This window comes from Chryseobacterium polytrichastri, from assembly GCF_900142445.1.
GTDB classification, from domain to species: Bacteria; Bacteroidota; Bacteroidia; order Flavobacteriales; family Weeksellaceae; genus Chryseobacterium; species Chryseobacterium polytrichastri.
Genome location: NZ_FRAV01000001.1, coordinates 83,119 through 101,224, shown reverse-complemented (window position 1 = coordinate 101,224; position 18,106 = coordinate 83,119). Strand labels below are relative to the sequence as shown.

Genomic DNA, 18,106 nt, shown 5'->3' with positions numbered 1-18,106 from the left:
AATAATTAATTGAGACTATAATTTTTTTCAAAATCTTTGGTTAAAAGCTCATAAATAACCCTAAACCAAACGACAATGCAAGGTACAGCTTTTAAAGAATATTTATGTATGAAATGTTCTTTAACGTATTTCGGGAATAAATCTGAAGTCGAAAAACAAGTCAAAAGAATTACAAAAATGAGTAATCCTATTGCTAAAGAAGACCTCTCTTTCTGAATAAAAAACCAAATCATCACTCCTGCAACTGCAATAATATACGTAGGAGATTCTGAGCTGGAACTGAATAATACAAGAAACAGCAATGTAGAAGCCAATATCATTAACTGAAATGCATAGTTCTTATATTGTTTAATTCTTATATAAGGTAATAAAAATATAGGGATTCCAAATCCTAAAAAATATAGATTTGAGATATCAGCATCTCCTGCAATTCTTCTCACAACTCCCATTAAAGAAATATCCTGATAAGAAGTTAAACCTTGATTCTGTCCGTTTTTCTCTGATAAGGACTGGAACCAATCTGCATAACTCTGAATGACAAATGCCGGACTTGAAAATAGCATAGGTATGGCAAAAAAAAGTACAGCAACGATAAGACCTGAAAGAATATATTTGAATTTATTTTTCACAAAGAAAAACTGAGCAAGCCCAACAATTCCGTATACTTTTACAAATACTCCTACTAAGGTTGCTGTTACAGATTTTACTTCTTTATTTTCATATACATAGATAGCTGCCAATATTAAAAGAGCTACTAAGGCTATGTTGAACTGAAAATAAAGAGATGAAGTGATATATTCCTGTAAACATAATAAAGCAAATAAAGCCTTTTTAGGATCAGACAGTGGTAACTTATGAATAGCATATAGGAAAATGGCTGTATTGGCTACATTCCAAAGACAAATCCCAATCCAATCCGGCATTAAAGCAAATGGTGCTATTAACGCACTAAAAAAAATTCCGTAATGATTGGAATCCTGATAAAGATCTAAATATTGTAGATAAAGATTTTTTTTATGAAGTGTATTAAAAAATACATTCTTAAAAATCAGATAATTATTGATTGCATAATCACCTCTCAAGTATTTAGAAATTGCGGTAACAACCGATATAATAAGATAAACCCCAAATATATATTTAGGGTTTAATAGTATCTTAAGAAATTTTTCTTTCAAAATTGCGTGGTATTAGTGTAAAGAATTAATCTTAAACCGCTACATTATTCTCTCTCAACGCATCATTAAGAGACGTTTTTTTATCTGTAGATTCTTTTCTCTGACCAATGATCAAAGCACAAGGAACCTGATATTCTCCAGCCGGATATTGTCTTGTATAACTTCCAGGAATTACTACTGAACGTGCAGGAACTCTTCCCTTGATTTCAATAGGTTCAGGACCTGTTACATCAATAATTTTTGTAGATGCAGTTAAAACAACATTCGCTCCTAAAACCGCTTCTCTTTCCACGTGAACTCCTTCTACAACGATACATCTTGATCCGATGAAACAATCATCTTCAATGATTACCGGTGCCGCTTGAAGAGGTTCTAAAACACCACCGATTCCAACACCACCGCTTAAGTGAACGTTTTTACCAATCTGTGCGCAACTTCCTACCGTAGCCCAAGTATCAACCATTGTTCCTGAATCTACATACGCTCCAATATTTACATAAGAAGGCATCAAAATTACTCCTGGAGCAATGTAAGAACCTTCTCTTGCAATTGCATGAGGTACAACTCTCACTCCTTTTTCAGCATAATTTCTCTTCAAAGGAATTTTGTCATGAAATTCAAACGGACCTACCTCAATAGTTTCCATTGTCTGAATTGGGAAATACATTACTACAGCTTTTTTTACCCATTCATTTACCTGCCATCCGTTTTCTGTAGGTTCAGCAACACGAAGTTCTCCAGAATCTAATAAAGAAACTACTTCTCTTATTGCCTTTTTACTGTCTCCATTTTGTAGTAAATCTCTATTGTCCCAAATGTTTTCAATTGTTTGTTGTAACGACATATTTCTGTTTTAAATTATTTTTTCTTAATAACCAACACAACCTTACGTGCCCGTTATTTGAGTCGATAAAAATACAAAAGATTGTTATAGTATACAAGTTGAATTCTACGAGAAAGCTCTGAAGTTTATCATTAAATTATCTTAATATAGACACCTCGCGAAAGATGTATCATGATTCATCAATAATGAACTCCATTGTTTTTTCAATATGTTTCGTTTGGATTATTCCTTTGGCGTACTCCATATTGTGCTCGGAATTGTATTTCGTTAGATAGGCATTATTAATAGCATCTGTAAGTGCATCATTATCTGTCGGAACTCTAGTGTTGATATTAAGAATAAGATTGCCACACTGTATCTGGCCTTTTGGATTTTGTAGAAAACTATTGTACCAGCTTTTTTCAGCTAATCCCCAAGACCTTGCAAAAATTCGATCATTAATTACAACCATCCAAATTTCTAAAAAAGAAGAGCGATCTGCACCAGCTTTTATTCCTATCAGATTATGAGTTTGAATATAATCTAAGGCTTTTTTTTTATTCATTTTGCTTTAATTTTTAACAAAACTAAAGTGAATATAAATATCAGAAAATATTATTATTCGGTCTGCAGAAAATATTATTCCGTTAGCCTAATTACTAATGTAGATGGATTACAACATCATCTTCTGCAAAGTATTCATTAAACATTCCCGATAACTTTTAGCGACCGTTAATTTTAAATCCTTACATATGATATGGTTGTCTTCGAATGAGTGAATGTTTGTTAAATTGACGATATAAGAATTATGAATTCGCATGAATTCATCCGGAAGACTTTCAATTAAGTCCTTAAGCGTTTTATAGTAAATGTATTTTTTATCAGAAGTTGTGTAAATTTCAACGTAGTTCCCTAGTCCTTTTATAGCCGTGATATCATCAAAGAAAAGTTTAACAAATTTCTTATCAGTTTTAATGAAAGCAAAAGTTTTATTTTTCATCTTCGTTATTTTCTTCTGCAATTGATACTTTTCACAAAACTCTTTGTGCGTGCAGGTATGCTTTATTCCAGTATTTTTCATTCAATGAAGAAATGATAACACCTTTTGAAGTGGAGGCATGAATAAATTTCACTTCCCCATCTGTACTGATATCATGAACAATTCCTACATGTGAAACCCTGCTTCCTCCAGCTGTAGCGAAAAACAGAAGATCTCCCGGTTTTACCTCAGTGATATCTATTTTTTGACCTGCTTCTGCCTGATCGGAGGATCTACGCGGCAGGTTAAAATCATTTTCTTCAAAAACTTTTACAGTAAAGCCTGAACAATCAAATCCTGAAGAAGTATTGCCTCCAAATTTATAAGGTGTTCCCATATACTTTTCAGCATCTTTCAAAACACTATTGATGGATTTAGGGACTTTTCCGTCGAACTTGGAATCTAACTTTCTGATGTTTTCAGATTTAGCAATTGTTTTATTGCTTGTGTTTCTTTTACTCGCAACACTTTTTGAACTTCCGCAAGAAATAATAAGTGAAGATGCAATCAGTAAAACAGATAGCTGCTTTATTTGTAAGTTGTCTTTAAATAATCCCATTTTCATATTCATCTGATTTTTAACACTGTAGCTAATTATTTACAAATATACATTTTATATTTAAATTATGTTTAAACTATACTAGAACTATATACTAAATATATGTTAAAATTTGATATTCAACTAATTATCATTATATTTGAATTCAATTTTGGATATGGCAACCTATGAAAGTCTAATTAAAATTAAAGGTGCTGTTGGCGACCTCGTTTTTTATACTTTGAATGGCAAAAATGTTGTTCGAAAGAAAAGCGGGTTCAATAAAACGGCTTTTAAGAAAAGTCCTGCTTATGAAAAAGTGCGACAAAACAGCTCCGAATTCGGCCATTGTTCAAAAGTTGGAAAGATTATAAGACAGGCTTTAGAGCCCTATATTAAAAAGGCTGAAGATCCTCTACTCTATCAGAAATTTGCCAAATTGATGACAGAGATTAAAGATTTAGACCTCATTTCAGAAAGAGGAAAAAGAAATGTTGCCAAAGGAATGATTACAAAAAAAGGAAAACTTCTCCTCAGAAAATTTCAATTTGGCATAAAACCTAATTTTGAAAACAGGGCTTCAATTTCTTTAGATTCGGCAGAAAATAACCTTTCTATTGAAAATCAATTACCCTGTGATGAAGTGGTAATGCTGACTATAAAAGTGGATTGTGAAAACTATACAACAGAATCTTTTGAAGAAGCCATTTTATTAGAACACCAGAAAAAAATATCTTTTGGAAAACATTTTCTGGAAGAGGATGTGATTCTTTATTTAATGATTGCAAAAAAGAAGGAAGAAATTTTGAATATGGGGTTTGTAAATGAATTAGATTAGGAAATCACTTTTACAGATTTAAAACAAAAAAAAAGACTATCCAAGCGAATAGTCTTTTTGTATATTGTAATAATAATCTTATTGCTTATTCTTTTCTCCAGACCAAGTTCCAGATCTTGAAGGGGTAGGCACAGAATTCGTCCAGCCTCCGCTTCCTTTTTTATCTCTTGTTAAAGCCCCATGAAAGTCACCATCTGAAGGTGAACCTACTACTCCGGTAATATCTCCTGCATCCGTTACCTTTCCTGAAATAACATAATTTTCATTTTTTACTGTAGAATGCATCGTCCCTGTTAGTTTTCCGTCACTAGCGACCACAAAATTAAAATCGCCTTTGTCACTTCCATCATAAGTTCCAGACCATGTTCCGATAAAATCGTAAATCGTATCGTCATCAGAGCTACAACCAACAAACAAAAAAGCGGTAAACAAGAGTAAAAATAGTTTCTTCATAGTTTTTATAATAGTTATATGGAATAAATTCTGATATTTTATGGTGAATATGGAAAAACCACTATTCTACCTCTTATATCTTAAAATATTTATCTATATACTTTAAGAATCTGGCAAATATATAATATTAATTTAATTTGTGCACTTTTTGTGCATTTTTATTTTAAACTCGATACGTTATTTTGAAAAATTCACGAATTTTAGGCTTATTATTTTTATTTTACATCAGATTTACTTGCCAGAAGGCGAATCATCTCCTCTGCCAGTTTTCCTGTAGAAGCAGGATTTTGCCCTGTAACCAGACGCTGATCTACCTGCACATTTGGCTGCCAATTGTCAACAGATTTAAATACACCGCCTTTTCTTTCTAGTTCATCCTGTAGTAAAAAGGGCACTATCTTATGCAGTTTAATGTATTTTTCTTCCTTATTGGTAAATGAAGTCAATACTTTGCCTTGAACTAAAAATTCGCCATTAGAAAGTTTTACATTCGTTATCGCAGCAGGCCCGTGACATACCGCACCCACTATTCCGTTATTTTCATAGATCTTTCTTGTAATCATTTCACTGGTAGTATGATTAGCCAAATCCCACATTACGCCGTGACCACCCGCAAAATAAACGGCATCATATTTTTCAGGTACGATTTCAGATAGTCTTAGCGCATTAAACAATTTATCAGTAGCCTCAATATTCTGCATAAACCAAGCATCTGTTTCATTATTCATATCAGCCCCATAATGGTAGGTTTTACCTCCTTTAGGACTGGCAAAATCGACATCATAGCCTGCTTCATAAAAAGGTTTATAAGCCTGAGCTACTTCTCCGAAATGATACCCTGTCTTTTCACCACTGTTGCCCAATTTTTCATGACTGGTCGTAATAAACAATACCTTTCTACGAATGGCATGTTGGCCGAGTACCTTATTGGCAATAGCCCATTTACCATCTATTTTCAGCAGGTTCATATAATCTGCATAGGTCGCGTTAGGATACATGATATCCACTTTTGCCTGAGCAGCAGTTCCTGCAATATTAATGGAAATGATTTTGCCTTTAAAATTATTCTTTTTCCCCGGTGTGAATGAGCGAACATAATCGGCAGTGGGCCAAATGACAAGCTTCCCACTTTTTAGATCACGATACCGAAAATCTGCTTTTTCGTGAAAGGCACTTGATAAGCGGGCTGTATCGCTGTTAATTTTTCCTTCAATATAATTGGTGAGGACTATCCTGATAAGTTCTGTATCAGATTGCTCTTGTTGACCAAAAGTAAGGATTGAACAAGTAAATAGGTAAATGAAAAGTAAGAGTTTTTTCATAGTTTTTGAATTAAAAATGAGTTAAAAAATTGTTCCTTTATTGGAGTAGTCCAAAATTACAGGAATAGAAAATCCAAGAGGTCCTGAGTATTAACATCAGAAGTTTCAATTTATAAAATAGGACGAATCATCTCCTCTAGAGTGTATTCTATTAGTAAAAAAGGAAATGAGATCTACTGACGAGCTGGGTAAATGGAAAATATCTTACTGGCAATTACCCATTTTTCATCGATCTTTAGCAGGTTAAAATAGTCTGCATACGTCTTATCAGGATAGTAAAGTTTAATTTTTGCCTGAGCCGCGTTTCCTGCTATATTGATAGAAATAATTTTTCCAGTGCAGTTAATTTTTGCTCCGGGAGTAAACCTGTTGATATAATCGGCAATAGGCCAAATCATAAGCTTCCCGGTTTTTTCATCGCGCGAGCGAAGATCTGCTTGAGGATGAAATGCACTTGACAAACGTGCTGTATCTCCATTATTCCTTCCCTCGATATAGTTTGTAAGGACTTTCCTGATCAGTTGTTTATCTGATTGTCTTTGTTGAGCGGAAATAACGAGTGAGCCAGTAAATAGATAGAATAAAAGAAAGAGTTTCTTCATTGTTTTTGGATTAAAATGAGTTAAATTTTTATCCCATTATTGGAATGATCCAAAACTATAGAAAAAGAAAATCTACGAGGTTCTGATTTTAAAAATCAGGAGTTTCAATTTATAAAACCATACGAAATAAAGATATGTTAACTCGCCGAAAGCTGTTCTTTGTAGCCTTTAGGTGTGGTATTTTTATGTTTTTTAAATGCAGCGTAAAAAGTAGATTTAGAATTGAATCCTACCTCATATCCTATGGCTTCAAGCTTAATCGCATGTTCTCTTACCATCAGTTGGCAAGCCTCTTCTATGCGGTATTCATTAATATAAACAGTAAAACTCTTTCCTAAATTATCATTGAGTAATTGCGAGAGCTGATGTGTAGAAATATTCATTTTTTTAGCCAGATCACCTAATTTAAGATCTGGATTTTTATACAATTCCTGCTCTGTAATTATTCTTTCAAGTTTTTCTGTTAAAGGCAGTGCATATTCGTCTAAAATCTTCTTATTAACATATCGTTTTTCATCCTGATCTACCAAAAAGACGGTATTGCTTTTTTTTCTGTTGATAAACAGCGGAATGTTCAAGTATAAAATGAAAGAAAAGAAGAGCGCTCCACTAATATACATCCCCTTAAAGGCTCCCATTATGGATAAAACAAAAGCAATATGAATAATTAAAACTCCAATGAAAATCGATAATAGTGATTTTTCAGTCTCCGATAATTTTTCTGTTGAGTTAAATAATTTAGCAAATAATCCTCTAAGTTGCCATCCCGACAGGATTACAAAAACTGACCATTGAACATAAATCAGCTGCGGACAAAGGTATTTCCAGACATGTGGATTATTTTGATAGGGAAAAGTAATACCGAATAGAACAATCGCTAAAAACCACCCCCAATAAGTCCGTTTCCATACAACAGGTGTTTTTTCAGGTTCAATCAATGCAGATTTCGTAAAGTAATACAATGACGGACCAATCATAAAGCAAGCTGACAATCCTATTTGAATATAAATAAGGGGTAAGTCCAGATAGAAATACAGAAAGATAGATTTAACAATCCTAATAGACAGGACGAGCAGCAGTAATCCGAAAAAATAAGATGTTGGAGTTTTCGATTTCTTAAACAACAACAGATAAATGCTAATAATGAATCCATTAAACACCCCTAACGCACTAAAAAAAAATAAGATTTCCTGGCCTAGCTCCATCTCACAAAAATAATATTTCTGAGCGAATGCTGACTGAAAATTATTATTAATTCAATATTATTTGTTAATATATTAAAGAATAAACTGCAAAAAAAATGAATTAACCTCTAAAGAGAGGGTAATTCATTTTTTTAAATACACTTCTATAGGACGTGTAAAAAACACTATAATGGAGGTGTATTGATATGAATGCATATACAAATGCAATCCTCCAAACCAGTGCTTGAATCACATTGACCAAATGAGTCGCATTTTAATATAAATCCAGGGCCACATTTATCAGCTCCTCCATTTACTTTTTTAAGTTCTTCTCTAGAAATTTTTTTGAAATTTTTCATGTTATAATTTTAATTTGTTGAGTGCTAAACATAATAATTATTCACCAATTACAGATTTAAAATAATAGAAAAATTATGACAACCTTAAATTCCAGCTTAATTGTATGAAGTTTAAATATCGTTAAAGCAGATTTTATATCCTTATTATGTTGGGGGTATAGCTTTTTTCTAATTCTTTACCAAGCTCTATAGCTTATGCGTCTAACGTAAAAGTAAATTCTCCAGATAAAAAGTAATTAGCATAAGATTAAATTTCAACTAAAATAGAAATTGAAAAAATTAGAACTAGAATTAAATAAAAATCCCCTCAAATTGAGGGGATGTATTTTATAAATCAGGGCATTCCATTGTATTTTCTTTCCAATAGCATTGTGGATTATCTACGCCTGGACAATGCATTTCTATTTGTCCCGGTAGACATAGTTTTTGGCCGCCATTAATACTTCTTAATTTCTCCTTAGAGATTTTCTTTAAATTTTTCATGTTATAATTTTAATTTGTTGAATTCCAAATATAGTAATATTCCCGATGTAATGATTTATTTTTTTTGTAAATTATTTCCCAATAGAAATCCTTTACAGAAAATCACTACTAATTATAAATACTAAATTATGAAACATAAAATCTCCGTCAAAAAAGATGTATTGTGTTGCTTTGTTGTTGGATTGTAAATTTTTTCAGACTCCTATATAATTAAACTGCTTTCTCTATCAGCCTTCTATAAATGATATTTAATAAAACAATCTTCAATAAAATTGGTCGTCATGAGATCAGAGAACTTACATTTGAAATTAAGATTTTTCATATGTATTAATTCTTCCTCCTATCTCTTATTTTACCAATCATTAGTTTTACCATCAAGAATTTCTTTTTTTAGATTTCTTACGAAAGTATTCGTAAAAGCATCTACAAAATATGTTGCATTTTGCAAACGTAATATTCCACGACTATCGTAGAATGCTCCAATTGTAGTTTTTGTGTTATTATCGGTATTGACAAGGTGTAAAAAAGTAGGACGAATCATAATTTTAAAATCTTTAAAATTAATCTCATAACTGTTCACTACCCTCCAAATGTTCGGCCCTTTTTTACTTATAAAAATAGTTCTAGAAGTTAAGCTTGTAATGTCTGAAATAATCTGTTCATTTACTACCTCTTTATATTTTTCATTTTCAACGCCCCTATAATTTGATGAAATATATTTTTTTGTCAAAATAAATAACTCCTCTTTGTTTTTTCCAGGAAAATCTAGAACAGTATAATTTTTTGAATTATCATCTTTTAATTTGTAATTATCTTCAGTTAAAATAAATTCCTGAGAAAAGGCTAGAGTCGCAGATAAAATAGTGAAAAATACAAATGCTTTTTTCATGGTTATAATTTCCAGCAAATATATTATTTAAAAGAGTTAGTCTTTCATGGAAACCCGTAAATACTAAAGGTTTATTCAATTCAAAAAAAACACCTAAAACCGTATTAAATACGACTTTAGGTGTTGTGGAGAATACGGGATTCGAACCCGTGACCTTTTGACTGCCAGTCAAACGCGCTAGCCAACTGCGCCAATCCCCCTTGTTTTTCGAAGCGGTACAAAAGTAAGTATTTAAACCATATATACAAGTTTTTAATTGAATAAAATTTAATTAAAACCCTAATTAGCTATGCGATAATCATCCTTTTCAATTTTCTACAAACGATATAGTAAAAACGAAATCATTTAACTGTCAATTCTTTATCAGTAATTGTATTTCTTTTTATTAGTCGTATTCACTTTCATAATAAACAAAAAACCGCATGTTAATTTTAACATGCGATTTTTATAATTTATACAATATTCATTATTGCCATCCGCCTCCCAAAGCTTGGTAAAGGTCTATTCCGGCTTTCATTTTACTGTATTCTGCATTTGAAATATTCAACTCGGCGTTTAATGAATTTACGCTGGCATTCAATACTTCAAGATAATTGGCCATCCCATAGTTTACCAATTCCTGAGAATAATCTACAGATTTTTTGTAAGCATTCAATTCTTTTTCTTTTAACTCAATAAAAGAATCCTGAACAGAGAAAACTCTTATCGCATCAGAAACTTCTTTTCCAGCGGTAAGAACCGTTTTTCTGAAGTTCAAATAGGCAGTTTCCTTATTGGCTAAACTTACTTCATAATTCGTTCTGATCGTTCTCTTATTTAAAACAGGCTGAAGTAAGCCTCCAACTACACTTGCAAATAAAGAGTTTACACTGAATAAATGATCAATATCTACAGACTGTACCCCTCCACTTCCTGTAATTTTCAACGTAGGATAAAACTGAGCTTTTGCAGAATTGGTTAATTCAAAAGCATTCATCAAACTGTATTCTGCCTGCATTACGTCTGGACGGTTTGCTAACAATTGAGCCGGATATCCTAATTTCAGATCAATAGGAATTTTCTGAGTTTCCAACGTTGATCTTTCAATCGCGTGAGAAGGTTCTCCCATTAACAAGCTCATTGTATTTTCTAATGACTGAATCTGAGTATCAATATCAATCAACATAGATTGTGCATTGAAAACCAATGCCTCACTTTGTTGAACAGCAACTTCTGTAACCGTTCCTGATATTTTCAAGGCCTTAGTGGTTTCATAGTTTTTCTCACGAACAGCGATGGTCTCAGTAATAATTTTTTTCTGAGAATCAAACGTCAACAATTGATAATATGCAGAAGCAACAGATGCAATCAAACTGCTTTTTACTGCTTTATGAGCAGCTACTGTTCCTAAATAAGTCGCCAACTGAGCTTTTTCCTGAGCTTTCAGTTTACCCCAGATATCCGCTTCCCAGCCAATGCTTCCGGTGATATCGTATTGATTTACATACCGTCTTTCTCCAAGAATCTGTCCAAATTGTGTATTGATAGACTGTGTCTGGAAAGTATAGTTAGGCCCTACAGAAATTGTAGGCGCATAAGCAGCCTTACTCTGCTTCAAATAAGCCTCTGCAGAAGTAATACTCTGCAGGGCAATTCTTATATCTAAATTATTTTCTAAAGCTTTTGAAATATGCCCTTGAAGTATTGGATCGGTAAAAATTTCTTTCCAAGAAACATTCGCGATACTAACACTGTCTGTAGGAAGCATATCTGTACGGAAAAGCTTTTCGTCAACAACATTTTTCGGTCTTTCATATTCTTTCCTCGCCATACAAGATGAAACGGCTGCAAGAATTGCGACTGAAAAAGTTATTCCTTTTATGATGTTTAATAAACTCTTCATTATTTTTTATTCTGCTAAATTGATGTCTTCTCTTTTAATAGGCTTCACCTTTTCTTGTAAGGTTTGGAAAATCACATACAATACAGGAATTACAAAAAGTCCTAAAATTGTACCTATTAATAATCCAATTGCTGCACCCGTTGCAATAGATCGGTTACCCACTGCTCCAATTCCGCTTGCCAACACCAATGGTAATAAACCAAAGATAAAAGCAAATGACGTCATCAAAATTGGTCTTAACCTCGCTTTTGCAGCATTGATGGCAGACATAACAATGGTTTCCCCGTGATGCCTTCTCTGGACAGCAAATTCAATAATCAAGATGGCATTTTTTGCGAGCAATCCTACCAACATGATCAAAGCGATCTGGAAATAAATATTGTTTTCCAAGCCCATTATTTTTTGACCAAAATAAGCTCCCATTACCCCAAGAGGAAGAGAAATTACCACCACCAAAGGAAGAATATAACTTTCATACTGCGCAGAAAGAATGAAGTAAACGAATACTAAACTTAAACCAAAGATCAATAATGTTTGAGATCCGGAATTTAATTCTTCTCTTGTTAACCCCGTAAACTCTACATCGTAATTTTGATTTAATGTTTCTTTCGCTACATCCTGAACCGCTGTAATCGCATCTCCGGAACTGAATCCTGCTGAGTTGGCTCCTGTAATCTTCACGGAAGTAAACAAGTTATATCTACTAACCGATTGTGGACCGTATGCTTTTTTAAGCGTAACAAACTGAGAAATTGGTGACATTACTCCAGAACCAGTTCTTACATACAATTCATTTAAATTCTCAATGCTCTTTCTGTTATCTGGAAGCGCCTGAACCATTACTCTGAACTGTTTTCCGTATTTCGTGAAGTCAGCCGTGTAAACCCCTCCAATATATCCCTGCATTGTACTTAAGATCGTACTTACAGAAACACCTACTTGTTTAGCCAAAGGAACATTGATGTCCATTTGATACTGAGGATATTTTGTATTAAATGAAGATTGAGCAAATTCAATTTCGGGTCTTTGCATCAATTTTCCAATGAACTCGTTTGTTTTATTATCTAGGTCGGCATATTCACCTCCTGATTTATCCAACAATACCATTTCAAAACCAGCACTGTTACCAAAACCTGGTACACTCGGTGGTTGGAAAAATACTACTTTCGCATCCGGAACTTTACCTGAAATACCAAATAGTCTTTTAGTAATATCTTCAGAGGTCTGACCTCCGCTTTTCCTTTCTTCAAATGGTTTTAACTTAATGAAAGCAAGACCGTTATTACTCCCATTTCCTGATAAGAAACCTCTACCTGTAGAAATGGTAACGTTTTGTACTCCCGGAACTTTCATTGCATTCGCCTGAAGCGTTTTCAAAACATTGTATGTTCTTTCCATTGAAGCCCCTGGAGGAAGCTGTACATCGGTAAAGATGATCCCTCTATCTTCAGTAGGTACGAAACCTTTCTTCATTGTAGAATTCGCCCAAAATAGAATAGCACCTGTCACCGCAAAGATGATTAACGTTACCCATTTATGTCTTAATAAGAATACAAATCCTCTTCCGTAACGTTCTGTAGTTGTTTTAAAAGCGATATTAAACTTATAGAAAAACTTCTGAAGGAAATTCATGCTCTTGTATTCTGCATGATGCTCTGTGTGAGGTTTTAAGAATAATGAACATAAAACCGGACTCAACGTTAATGCATTGACTGCCGAAATAATAATCGCAATAATCAAGGTAATACCAAACTGTTGGTAGAAAACTCCTGTTGGACCTGTAATAAACGTTACCGGAACGAATACCGCTGCCATTACCAATGTAATAGAGATAATAGCTCCTGTGATCTCATCCATCGCTTCTACCGTTGCTTTCTTGGCATCGGAAATACCATGTTCCATCTTGGCATGTACAGCCTCGACGACGACAATCGCATCATCCACCACAATACCAATTGCAAGAACTAATGCGAATAACGTTAAAAGGTTTAATGAATATCCAAATAAATTCAGGAAGAAGAACGCTCCTACAATAGATACCGGAACCGCAATGGCCGGAATTAAAGTAGATCTGAAATCCTGTAAGAAGATATAAACCACAATAAATACTAAGATAAATGCTTCAATTAAGGTATGAACTACCTTTTCAATAGATGCATCCAAGAATTCATTGGTATCAAAGTTAAAAGTATATTTTACGCCTTTAGGGAAACTTCCTTCTGCTGATTTCAGATACGTTTTAATATTTTTGATGATCTCCTGAGCATTAGAACCCGGCGTCTGGAAGATCCCCATACTGATGGATGGATAGTTTCCATTTTCCCCGACTCCAGTGTAAGACTGCCCTGCCAGTTCAACTTTAGCAACATCTTTCAGCATTAAATTCTGACCATCCGGCAGCGCTTTAATGATAATATTATCGTATTGATCTTTTTCGTTGAATTTTCCGACATACTTAATGATATATTCGAAAGAACTTCCACTGTTTTGTCCTATAGAACCAGCGGCAGCTTCTCTACTCTGCTCATTGATCGCTGCAGTAACATCATCCGGAGTTAATCCGTACGCTGCCATTTTTGAAGGATCCAACCAAACTCTCATTGAGTAGTTTTTACCCCCGAAAACGTTGGCATCACCTACTCCATTAATCCTTTTCAAGCTTGGAATAACGTTGATATTCAAAAAGTTTTGAAGATATACATCATCTAAATCTTTATTCTCAGAATAGAAAGACATATACATCAAAGCACTCGTTTGCTGTTTCTGTGTTACAACTCCAGAACGCGTTACTTCACTTGGAAGTAGTGGAGTTGCTCTGGTAACACGGTTCTGTACGTTTACCGCAGCAATATCCGGGTCAATCCCTTGTTTAAAAAATACCTGAATCTGTGCTGAACCATCATTTCCTGCACTGGAAGTAATGTAATCCATTCCTTCCACCCCATTGATCTGCTCTTCCAACGGTACCACAACACTTTTCATCACGGTTTCCGCATTGGCTCCGGTATAGTTTGCTGTAACACTTACTGTAGGAGGCGCAATATCAGGATACTGTGTGACTGGCAGGGATATCAATCCCAAAACACCGAGAATCACAATCAAAATTGAGATTACGGTGGATAAAACCGGTCTGTTAATAAAGTTCTTTATCATGTTAGAATTTCGGTTTTATAGATTGTACAAGGCTATCCATTTTAATTGGTTTTTTGATGATCGCAGTTCCCGGTTTTAATGCTCCGATACCTGCAGCAACAATCGTTTCCCCTTTGTTTACCCCTGATTTTACTAACGCCATATTGTCTATTCTGTCGATCACATTAATCACAACATTTTTAGCCGTATCTTTTTCTACTTTATACACGTAAACAATACCTTGCTGCTCAAACGTTGCACTTTCAGGAACTACCAATACGTTGTCATAAGTTTTCGGAAGTCTGATAGATCCACTGTTCCCATTGCTCAATAATTTTTGAGGATTTGAGAAAGCAACTCTAAACTGAATGGTTCCTGTTGTAGGGTCAATTTGTCCTGTAATTGCTTGTATTTTCCCTTTTTCAGAATAAATACTTCCGTTCGCCAATTGTAATTCTACCATAGGAAGATTTCTGATCTTCTCAGGCATTGTAGCCCCAGGAAATTTTTCCAAGAAATCGAAATATTCTTTCTCATTCATTGAGAAGTAAGCAAACAATTCTGAAGTATCTGAAATGGTTGTTAAAGCAGTTTGATCTGTCGGACCAACCAAACTTCCCACTTTTAAAGGAAGCTTCCCAATAACTCCTGAAATAGGCGCACGGATAATAGAATATTCGATGTTGGCTTCTACTCCTTTATAATTAGCCGAAGCTTGTTGTTTTGCTGCCATTGACTGTTGCAATTGAGCCTGTGCCTGAGCTAAATTAGCCTGCGCAGTCTGTAACTGAACATCACTGATGATATTTTTAGCCACCAAAGGTTTTAGTTTATTCACTTCAACCTGAGCTGCATTTACAGCTGCCTGAGAAGCTGCAATTGTTGATTGAGCTGCCCCGATTCCTGCTTTTGCTGCTGCTGCATTTTCGTTCAGAATATTAGTTTCAAGACGAAACAAAGGTTGCCCTTTTGTAACATATTGCCCTTCATCCACTAAAACCTGAGTGATATATCCTTGTATTTTCGCACGTACATCATTGTTTACTCTACCCTGAATGGTAGCAGGAAACGTCTGATAGCCGACGATATTTTTTGACTCCACTGTAATAACAGGATATGGTTTTGCGCCATCCTGTTTCGGAGCTTCTTTTTTGCAGGCTGTGAGTGAAAACGCTGCAATAGAAAGTATAACTAGCTTATTATTCATTTTATAGTTTATTAAGAGATTCTTGAATATTTATTATGTTTTTATCTAAGAGAGCTTTGTAAGCTTCTATTTTTTCGTTGTACCCTTCATCTTGAACTTTTTTGAAATTATTTAAATCATCCAATAATTTTAATTCGTCTTTCATCTTTTGAACTATTTTTTCAAATCTTATCTTTTTGTACTCATCATTGATGAAAAAATACCGCTTCCGCTCGTCCATTTTATTATGATCAATAATAAGTTGTGAGCTTAGCAATAAGGAAATACTCGTAGAAACGGAGCTTTTACTTGCGGAAAGCACTTCAACAAACTCATCAAATGTAATACCCACCTTATCATAATCGAAAAGAAGGTAGGCATAGATTTTTGAAGCTAACGGTGGTAGATTAAAAACGGTGCCGTAGAACTTTACAGCATCTTGAAAAATTTTTTCATCAATTTCTATACTTTTATGCATTGTATATAATTTGAAGCAAAAGTAAAAAATTAGTTCAGAACTAAACGAACAAACTTAATAGAGTTTATAAATAGAGTATCTTCTAAAAATTCAATAAAGATTGATTTAACTTTTGGGTTAAATGATAATCTTCTCAAATGCCTTTCGCATTCCACCGGCAAGAAATACCTCTCCACAGTAGGAATAGCCTTGCTTTTCTAAGATTTTCAGCATCGCAATATTGTCGAAATTGGTGTCTACTTTTACACTTTGCACCCCATTTTCTTTCGTGAAAAATTCAATATGATCAAAAAGTTTTTTCACCAATCCTTGTCCTGCAAACTTTTCAAGTACCGCTACCCGATGTACAACAACAAATTCTCCGTCACTCAACCAAGCTCCTTCAATGGTGCTGTACGCAGGTTCGTCATTAAAAATTAGGGCAACATACACCGCAATTTCTCCGTCAACTGTTAAAACATAGCCGAAGTTCTTTGCAATATCACTTTCTACGGTATCAAGATTGGGATATCCATTTTGCCATTGTGTGCTTCCGTCGATTCTTCTTCTTTCAATTGCTTGCTGTATAATTTCCCAGATTAGATCTCTGTCGTTAATTTCTGCTTTCCTTAGTTTAATTTCTTGCGTCATGTTTATTATATATTGAAAATTGGAATATTTAAAAAAGTCAATGTTTATGCTGACTTATTTTAACCCCGAAAGGTTGATAGAAACTACATCTATTGATAATTTTAATAAGCATAAGTTAAATGTAAATTCTATATTTTTACTACAAATAATTATTTAATTACTGAATATCAGACTTTTTAATTAAATAAATTGATTAAATTTTGTTCAAATAAGAGTTTATTAAAGCCTTCTCATAATATGATTCCAGCTTTATTTTTTTGGAAGAGCTCCATTTTTTCTATAGCTGATTTTAAGAAAAATCATTATAATCAACATGCTTAGCATGAGAATATTGGTCACCCAAAGCGGTTTGGCATCTTTCATTACCCCATAAATAACCCAAAGTATAGCATTTAGGGTAAGGAAAAATAAGGTAACCATAGAAAGGTCCTTACCAGATTTTGTTTTCCATAATTTTATAACTTGTGGTAAAAACGATACGGATGATATAATTGCTCCTGAATACCCTATTATTTCTTCTGTCATTATTAATAATTTTAAAATTTAATCTAAAGATATTAAAAAATTAAGAACTGATTAAACGTTAAACCATTGTTTTAATGAAAATAAATTTATCCTTTAAACAAAAGTAGATCAATCGTAAAAGTTAGAAGAATATCCAGATTTTTAATCATTCTAATATCCTTTCGGTTTGTGAAATTTGCCTTTAATACATTCTTGTATTGTCCGGATAATTCATCATTTAACTCAATAATTATTTCAAAAAAGCAACTAAAAAAAACCGAAAATTAATTAAGATTAATTTTCGGTTCGAAGTAGTAAAATTTAAAATTATGAAATTGTTTTTTATTGTTTTTCACTTTGTTGAAGATAAGCATCAATAATTTCAAATGCTTTGCTTTCTTCTTCCAAATCTACCATAATTTTTAATGATGTTGCTGTTGGCGTTGTTGTAAAAGTTAAATAACTGTTTTCAACTGCATTTGTAATTTGTGCATCATCCAATTTAGATTTGATTAACTGTATTTCTGAAGGTTTATCACTTTCAAAAACGGATACTCTCGTACTTCTTTCCATATTCTATATCGTTTGA

The 18,106-nt window shown here is 33.6% G+C and carries 20 protein-coding genes and 1 tRNA gene; 1 reads left to right on the top strand and 20 read right to left on the bottom strand.

Annotation, left to right across the window (positions count from 1 at the left end; all coding sequences use genetic code 11):
- Window positions 1-5 precede the first annotated feature (5 nt).
- From BUB80_RS00430 to BUB80_RS00410, 5 genes are all read right to left on the bottom strand, one after another.
- Window positions 6-1,175, bottom strand: a complete 1,170-nt coding sequence (locus tag BUB80_RS00430; protein ID WP_073289879.1) for a glycosyltransferase family 87 protein — start codon at window positions 1,173-1,175, stop codon at window positions 6-8.
- Between the two features lie 31 nt (window positions 1,176-1,206).
- The gene (locus tag BUB80_RS00425) at window positions 1,207-2,019 is read right to left on the bottom strand and encodes a 2,3,4,5-tetrahydropyridine-2,6-dicarboxylate N-succinyltransferase (protein WP_073289878.1); all 813 of its coding nucleotides are present in this window, start codon (window positions 2,017-2,019) and stop codon (window positions 1,207-1,209) included.
- 169 nt (window positions 2,020-2,188) lie between these two features.
- Complete coding sequence (locus BUB80_RS00420; RefSeq protein ID WP_073289877.1) at window positions 2,189-2,563, bottom strand: DUF2255 family protein; 375 nt, start codon at window positions 2,561-2,563, stop codon at window positions 2,189-2,191.
- A gap of 108 nt (window positions 2,564-2,671) precedes the next feature.
- Window positions 2,672-2,998, bottom strand: coding sequence for a LytR/AlgR family response regulator transcription factor (locus tag BUB80_RS00415; protein ID WP_073289876.1), 327 nt, complete (start codon window positions 2,996-2,998; stop codon window positions 2,672-2,674).
- A gap of 31 nt (window positions 2,999-3,029) precedes the next feature.
- The gene (locus BUB80_RS00410) at window positions 3,030-3,602 is read right to left on the bottom strand and encodes a C40 family peptidase (protein WP_139262461.1); all 573 of its coding nucleotides are present in this window, start codon (window positions 3,600-3,602) and stop codon (window positions 3,030-3,032) included.
- Window positions 3,603-3,753: 151 nt separating this feature from the next.
- On the opposite strand from BUB80_RS00410, the gene BUB80_RS00405 reads away from it, so the two are divergent.
- Window positions 3,754-4,413, top strand: a complete 660-nt coding sequence (locus BUB80_RS00405; protein ID WP_073289875.1) for a hypothetical protein — start codon at window positions 3,754-3,756, stop codon at window positions 4,411-4,413.
- A gap of 78 nt (window positions 4,414-4,491) precedes the next feature.
- Here the strand turns inward: BUB80_RS00405 and BUB80_RS00400 are convergent, their stop codons facing one another.
- From BUB80_RS00400 to BUB80_RS00335, 15 genes are all read right to left on the bottom strand, one after another.
- Window positions 4,492-4,866 (bottom strand): hypothetical protein, encoded by a 375-nt coding sequence (locus tag BUB80_RS00400; protein WP_073289874.1) that lies wholly within the window; start codon window positions 4,864-4,866, stop codon window positions 4,492-4,494.
- A gap of 215 nt (window positions 4,867-5,081) precedes the next feature.
- Complete coding sequence (locus BUB80_RS23230) at window positions 5,082-6,188, bottom strand: nuclear transport factor 2 family protein (RefSeq protein ID WP_083546960.1); 1,107 nt, start codon at window positions 6,186-6,188, stop codon at window positions 5,082-5,084.
- Window positions 6,189-6,361: 173 nt separating this feature from the next.
- The gene (locus BUB80_RS00385) at window positions 6,362-6,790 is read right to left on the bottom strand and encodes a nuclear transport factor 2 family protein (protein WP_073289873.1); all 429 of its coding nucleotides are present in this window, start codon (window positions 6,788-6,790) and stop codon (window positions 6,362-6,364) included.
- A 137-nt stretch (window positions 6,791-6,927) separates the two neighbouring features.
- Window positions 6,928-7,782 (bottom strand): helix-turn-helix domain-containing protein, encoded by an 855-nt coding sequence (locus tag BUB80_RS00380; protein WP_175549544.1) that lies wholly within the window; start codon window positions 7,780-7,782, stop codon window positions 6,928-6,930.
- A 377-nt stretch (window positions 7,783-8,159) separates the two neighbouring features.
- A complete protein-coding gene (locus tag BUB80_RS24105; protein ID WP_449384802.1) occupies window positions 8,160-8,333 on the bottom strand; it encodes a bacteriocin-like protein in 174 nt (57 codons plus the stop codon).
- 327 nt (window positions 8,334-8,660) lie between these two features.
- The gene (locus tag BUB80_RS23780; protein ID WP_228433619.1) at window positions 8,661-8,816 is read right to left on the bottom strand and encodes a bacteriocin-like protein; all 156 of its coding nucleotides are present in this window, start codon (window positions 8,814-8,816) and stop codon (window positions 8,661-8,663) included.
- A 352-nt stretch (window positions 8,817-9,168) separates the two neighbouring features.
- Complete coding sequence (locus BUB80_RS00375) at window positions 9,169-9,705, bottom strand: HEPN domain-containing protein (protein ID WP_073289871.1); 537 nt, start codon at window positions 9,703-9,705, stop codon at window positions 9,169-9,171.
- A gap of 126 nt (window positions 9,706-9,831) precedes the next feature.
- Window positions 9,832-9,905, bottom strand: a tRNA-Ala gene (locus BUB80_RS00370).
- Between the two features lie 266 nt (window positions 9,906-10,171).
- A complete protein-coding gene (locus BUB80_RS00365; RefSeq protein ID WP_073289870.1) occupies window positions 10,172-11,587 on the bottom strand; it encodes a TolC family protein in 1,416 nt (471 codons plus the stop codon).
- Window positions 11,588-11,593: 6 nt separating this feature from the next.
- A complete protein-coding gene (locus BUB80_RS00360; RefSeq protein ID WP_073289868.1) occupies window positions 11,594-14,740 on the bottom strand; it encodes an efflux RND transporter permease subunit in 3,147 nt (1,048 codons plus the stop codon).
- A gap of 1 nt (window position 14,741) precedes the next feature.
- The gene (locus BUB80_RS00355; protein WP_073289864.1) at window positions 14,742-15,926 is read right to left on the bottom strand and encodes an efflux RND transporter periplasmic adaptor subunit; all 1,185 of its coding nucleotides are present in this window, start codon (window positions 15,924-15,926) and stop codon (window positions 14,742-14,744) included.
- A gap of 1 nt (window position 15,927) precedes the next feature.
- Complete coding sequence (locus tag BUB80_RS00350; RefSeq protein ID WP_054508894.1) at window positions 15,928-16,383, bottom strand: hypothetical protein; 456 nt, start codon at window positions 16,381-16,383, stop codon at window positions 15,928-15,930.
- Between the two features lie 117 nt (window positions 16,384-16,500).
- The gene (locus tag BUB80_RS00345; protein ID WP_073289862.1) at window positions 16,501-17,013 is read right to left on the bottom strand and encodes a GNAT family N-acetyltransferase; all 513 of its coding nucleotides are present in this window, start codon (window positions 17,011-17,013) and stop codon (window positions 16,501-16,503) included.
- A gap of 249 nt (window positions 17,014-17,262) precedes the next feature.
- Window positions 17,263-17,538 carry a SemiSWEET family sugar transporter gene (locus BUB80_RS00340; protein ID WP_073289860.1) on the bottom strand — a complete coding sequence of 92 codons (276 nt, stop codon included), beginning with the start codon at window positions 17,536-17,538 and terminating at the stop codon, window positions 17,263-17,265.
- 321 nt (window positions 17,539-17,859) lie between these two features.
- On the bottom strand, window positions 17,860-18,090 hold the full coding sequence (locus BUB80_RS00335) for a DUF2007 domain-containing protein (RefSeq protein WP_073289858.1): 231 nt from the start codon (window positions 18,088-18,090) through the stop codon (window positions 17,860-17,862).
- Window positions 18,091-18,106: the final 16 nt, after the last annotated feature.

What these genes read in the sequence shown, in the direction of transcription:
- BUB80_RS00425 (WP_073289878.1), bottom strand. Translation starts at nt 2,019, where the DNA reads ATGTCGTTACAACAAACAATTGAAAACATTTGGGACAATAGAGATTTA.
- BUB80_RS00420 (WP_073289877.1), bottom strand. Translation starts at nt 2,563, where the DNA reads ATGAATAAAAAAAAAGCCTTAGATTATATTCAAACTCATAATCTGATA.
- BUB80_RS00415 (WP_073289876.1), bottom strand. Translation starts at nt 2,998, where the DNA reads ATGAAAAATAAAACTTTTGCTTTCATTAAAACTGATAAGAAATTTGTT.
- BUB80_RS00410 (WP_139262461.1), bottom strand. Translation starts at nt 3,602, where the DNA reads ATGAAAATGGGATTATTTAAAGACAACTTACAAATAAAGCAGCTATCT.
- BUB80_RS00405 (WP_073289875.1), top strand. Translation starts at nt 3,754, where the DNA reads ATGGCAACCTATGAAAGTCTAATTAAAATTAAAGGTGCTGTTGGCGAC.
- BUB80_RS00400 (WP_073289874.1), bottom strand. Translation starts at nt 4,866, where the DNA reads ATGAAGAAACTATTTTTACTCTTGTTTACCGCTTTTTTGTTTGTTGGT.
- BUB80_RS23230 (WP_083546960.1), bottom strand. Translation starts at nt 6,188, where the DNA reads ATGAAAAAACTCTTACTTTTCATTTACCTATTTACTTGTTCAATCCTT.
- BUB80_RS00385 (WP_073289873.1), bottom strand. Translation starts at nt 6,790, where the DNA reads ATGAAGAAACTCTTTCTTTTATTCTATCTATTTACTGGCTCACTCGTT.
- BUB80_RS24105 (WP_449384802.1), bottom strand. Translation starts at nt 8,333, where the DNA reads ATGAAAAATTTCAAAAAAATTTCTAGAGAAGAACTTAAAAAAGTAAAT.
- BUB80_RS23780 (WP_228433619.1), bottom strand. Translation starts at nt 8,816, where the DNA reads ATGAAAAATTTAAAGAAAATCTCTAAGGAGAAATTAAGAAGTATTAAT.
- BUB80_RS00375 (WP_073289871.1), bottom strand. Translation starts at nt 9,705, where the DNA reads ATGAAAAAAGCATTTGTATTTTTCACTATTTTATCTGCGACTCTAGCC.
- BUB80_RS00365 (WP_073289870.1), bottom strand. Translation starts at nt 11,587, where the DNA reads ATGAAGAGTTTATTAAACATCATAAAAGGAATAACTTTTTCAGTCGCA.
- BUB80_RS00360 (WP_073289868.1), bottom strand. Translation starts at nt 14,740, where the DNA reads ATGATAAAGAACTTTATTAACAGACCGGTTTTATCCACCGTAATCTCA.
- BUB80_RS00355 (WP_073289864.1), bottom strand. Translation starts at nt 15,926, where the DNA reads ATGAATAATAAGCTAGTTATACTTTCTATTGCAGCGTTTTCACTCACA.
- BUB80_RS00350 (WP_054508894.1), bottom strand. Translation starts at nt 16,383, where the DNA reads ATGCATAAAAGTATAGAAATTGATGAAAAAATTTTTCAAGATGCTGTA.
- BUB80_RS00345 (WP_073289862.1), bottom strand. Translation starts at nt 17,013, where the DNA reads ATGACGCAAGAAATTAAACTAAGGAAAGCAGAAATTAACGACAGAGAT.
- BUB80_RS00340 (WP_073289860.1), bottom strand. Translation starts at nt 17,538, where the DNA reads ATGACAGAAGAAATAATAGGGTATTCAGGAGCAATTATATCATCCGTA.
- BUB80_RS00335 (WP_073289858.1), bottom strand. Translation starts at nt 18,090, where the DNA reads ATGGAAAGAAGTACGAGAGTATCCGTTTTTGAAAGTGATAAACCTTCA.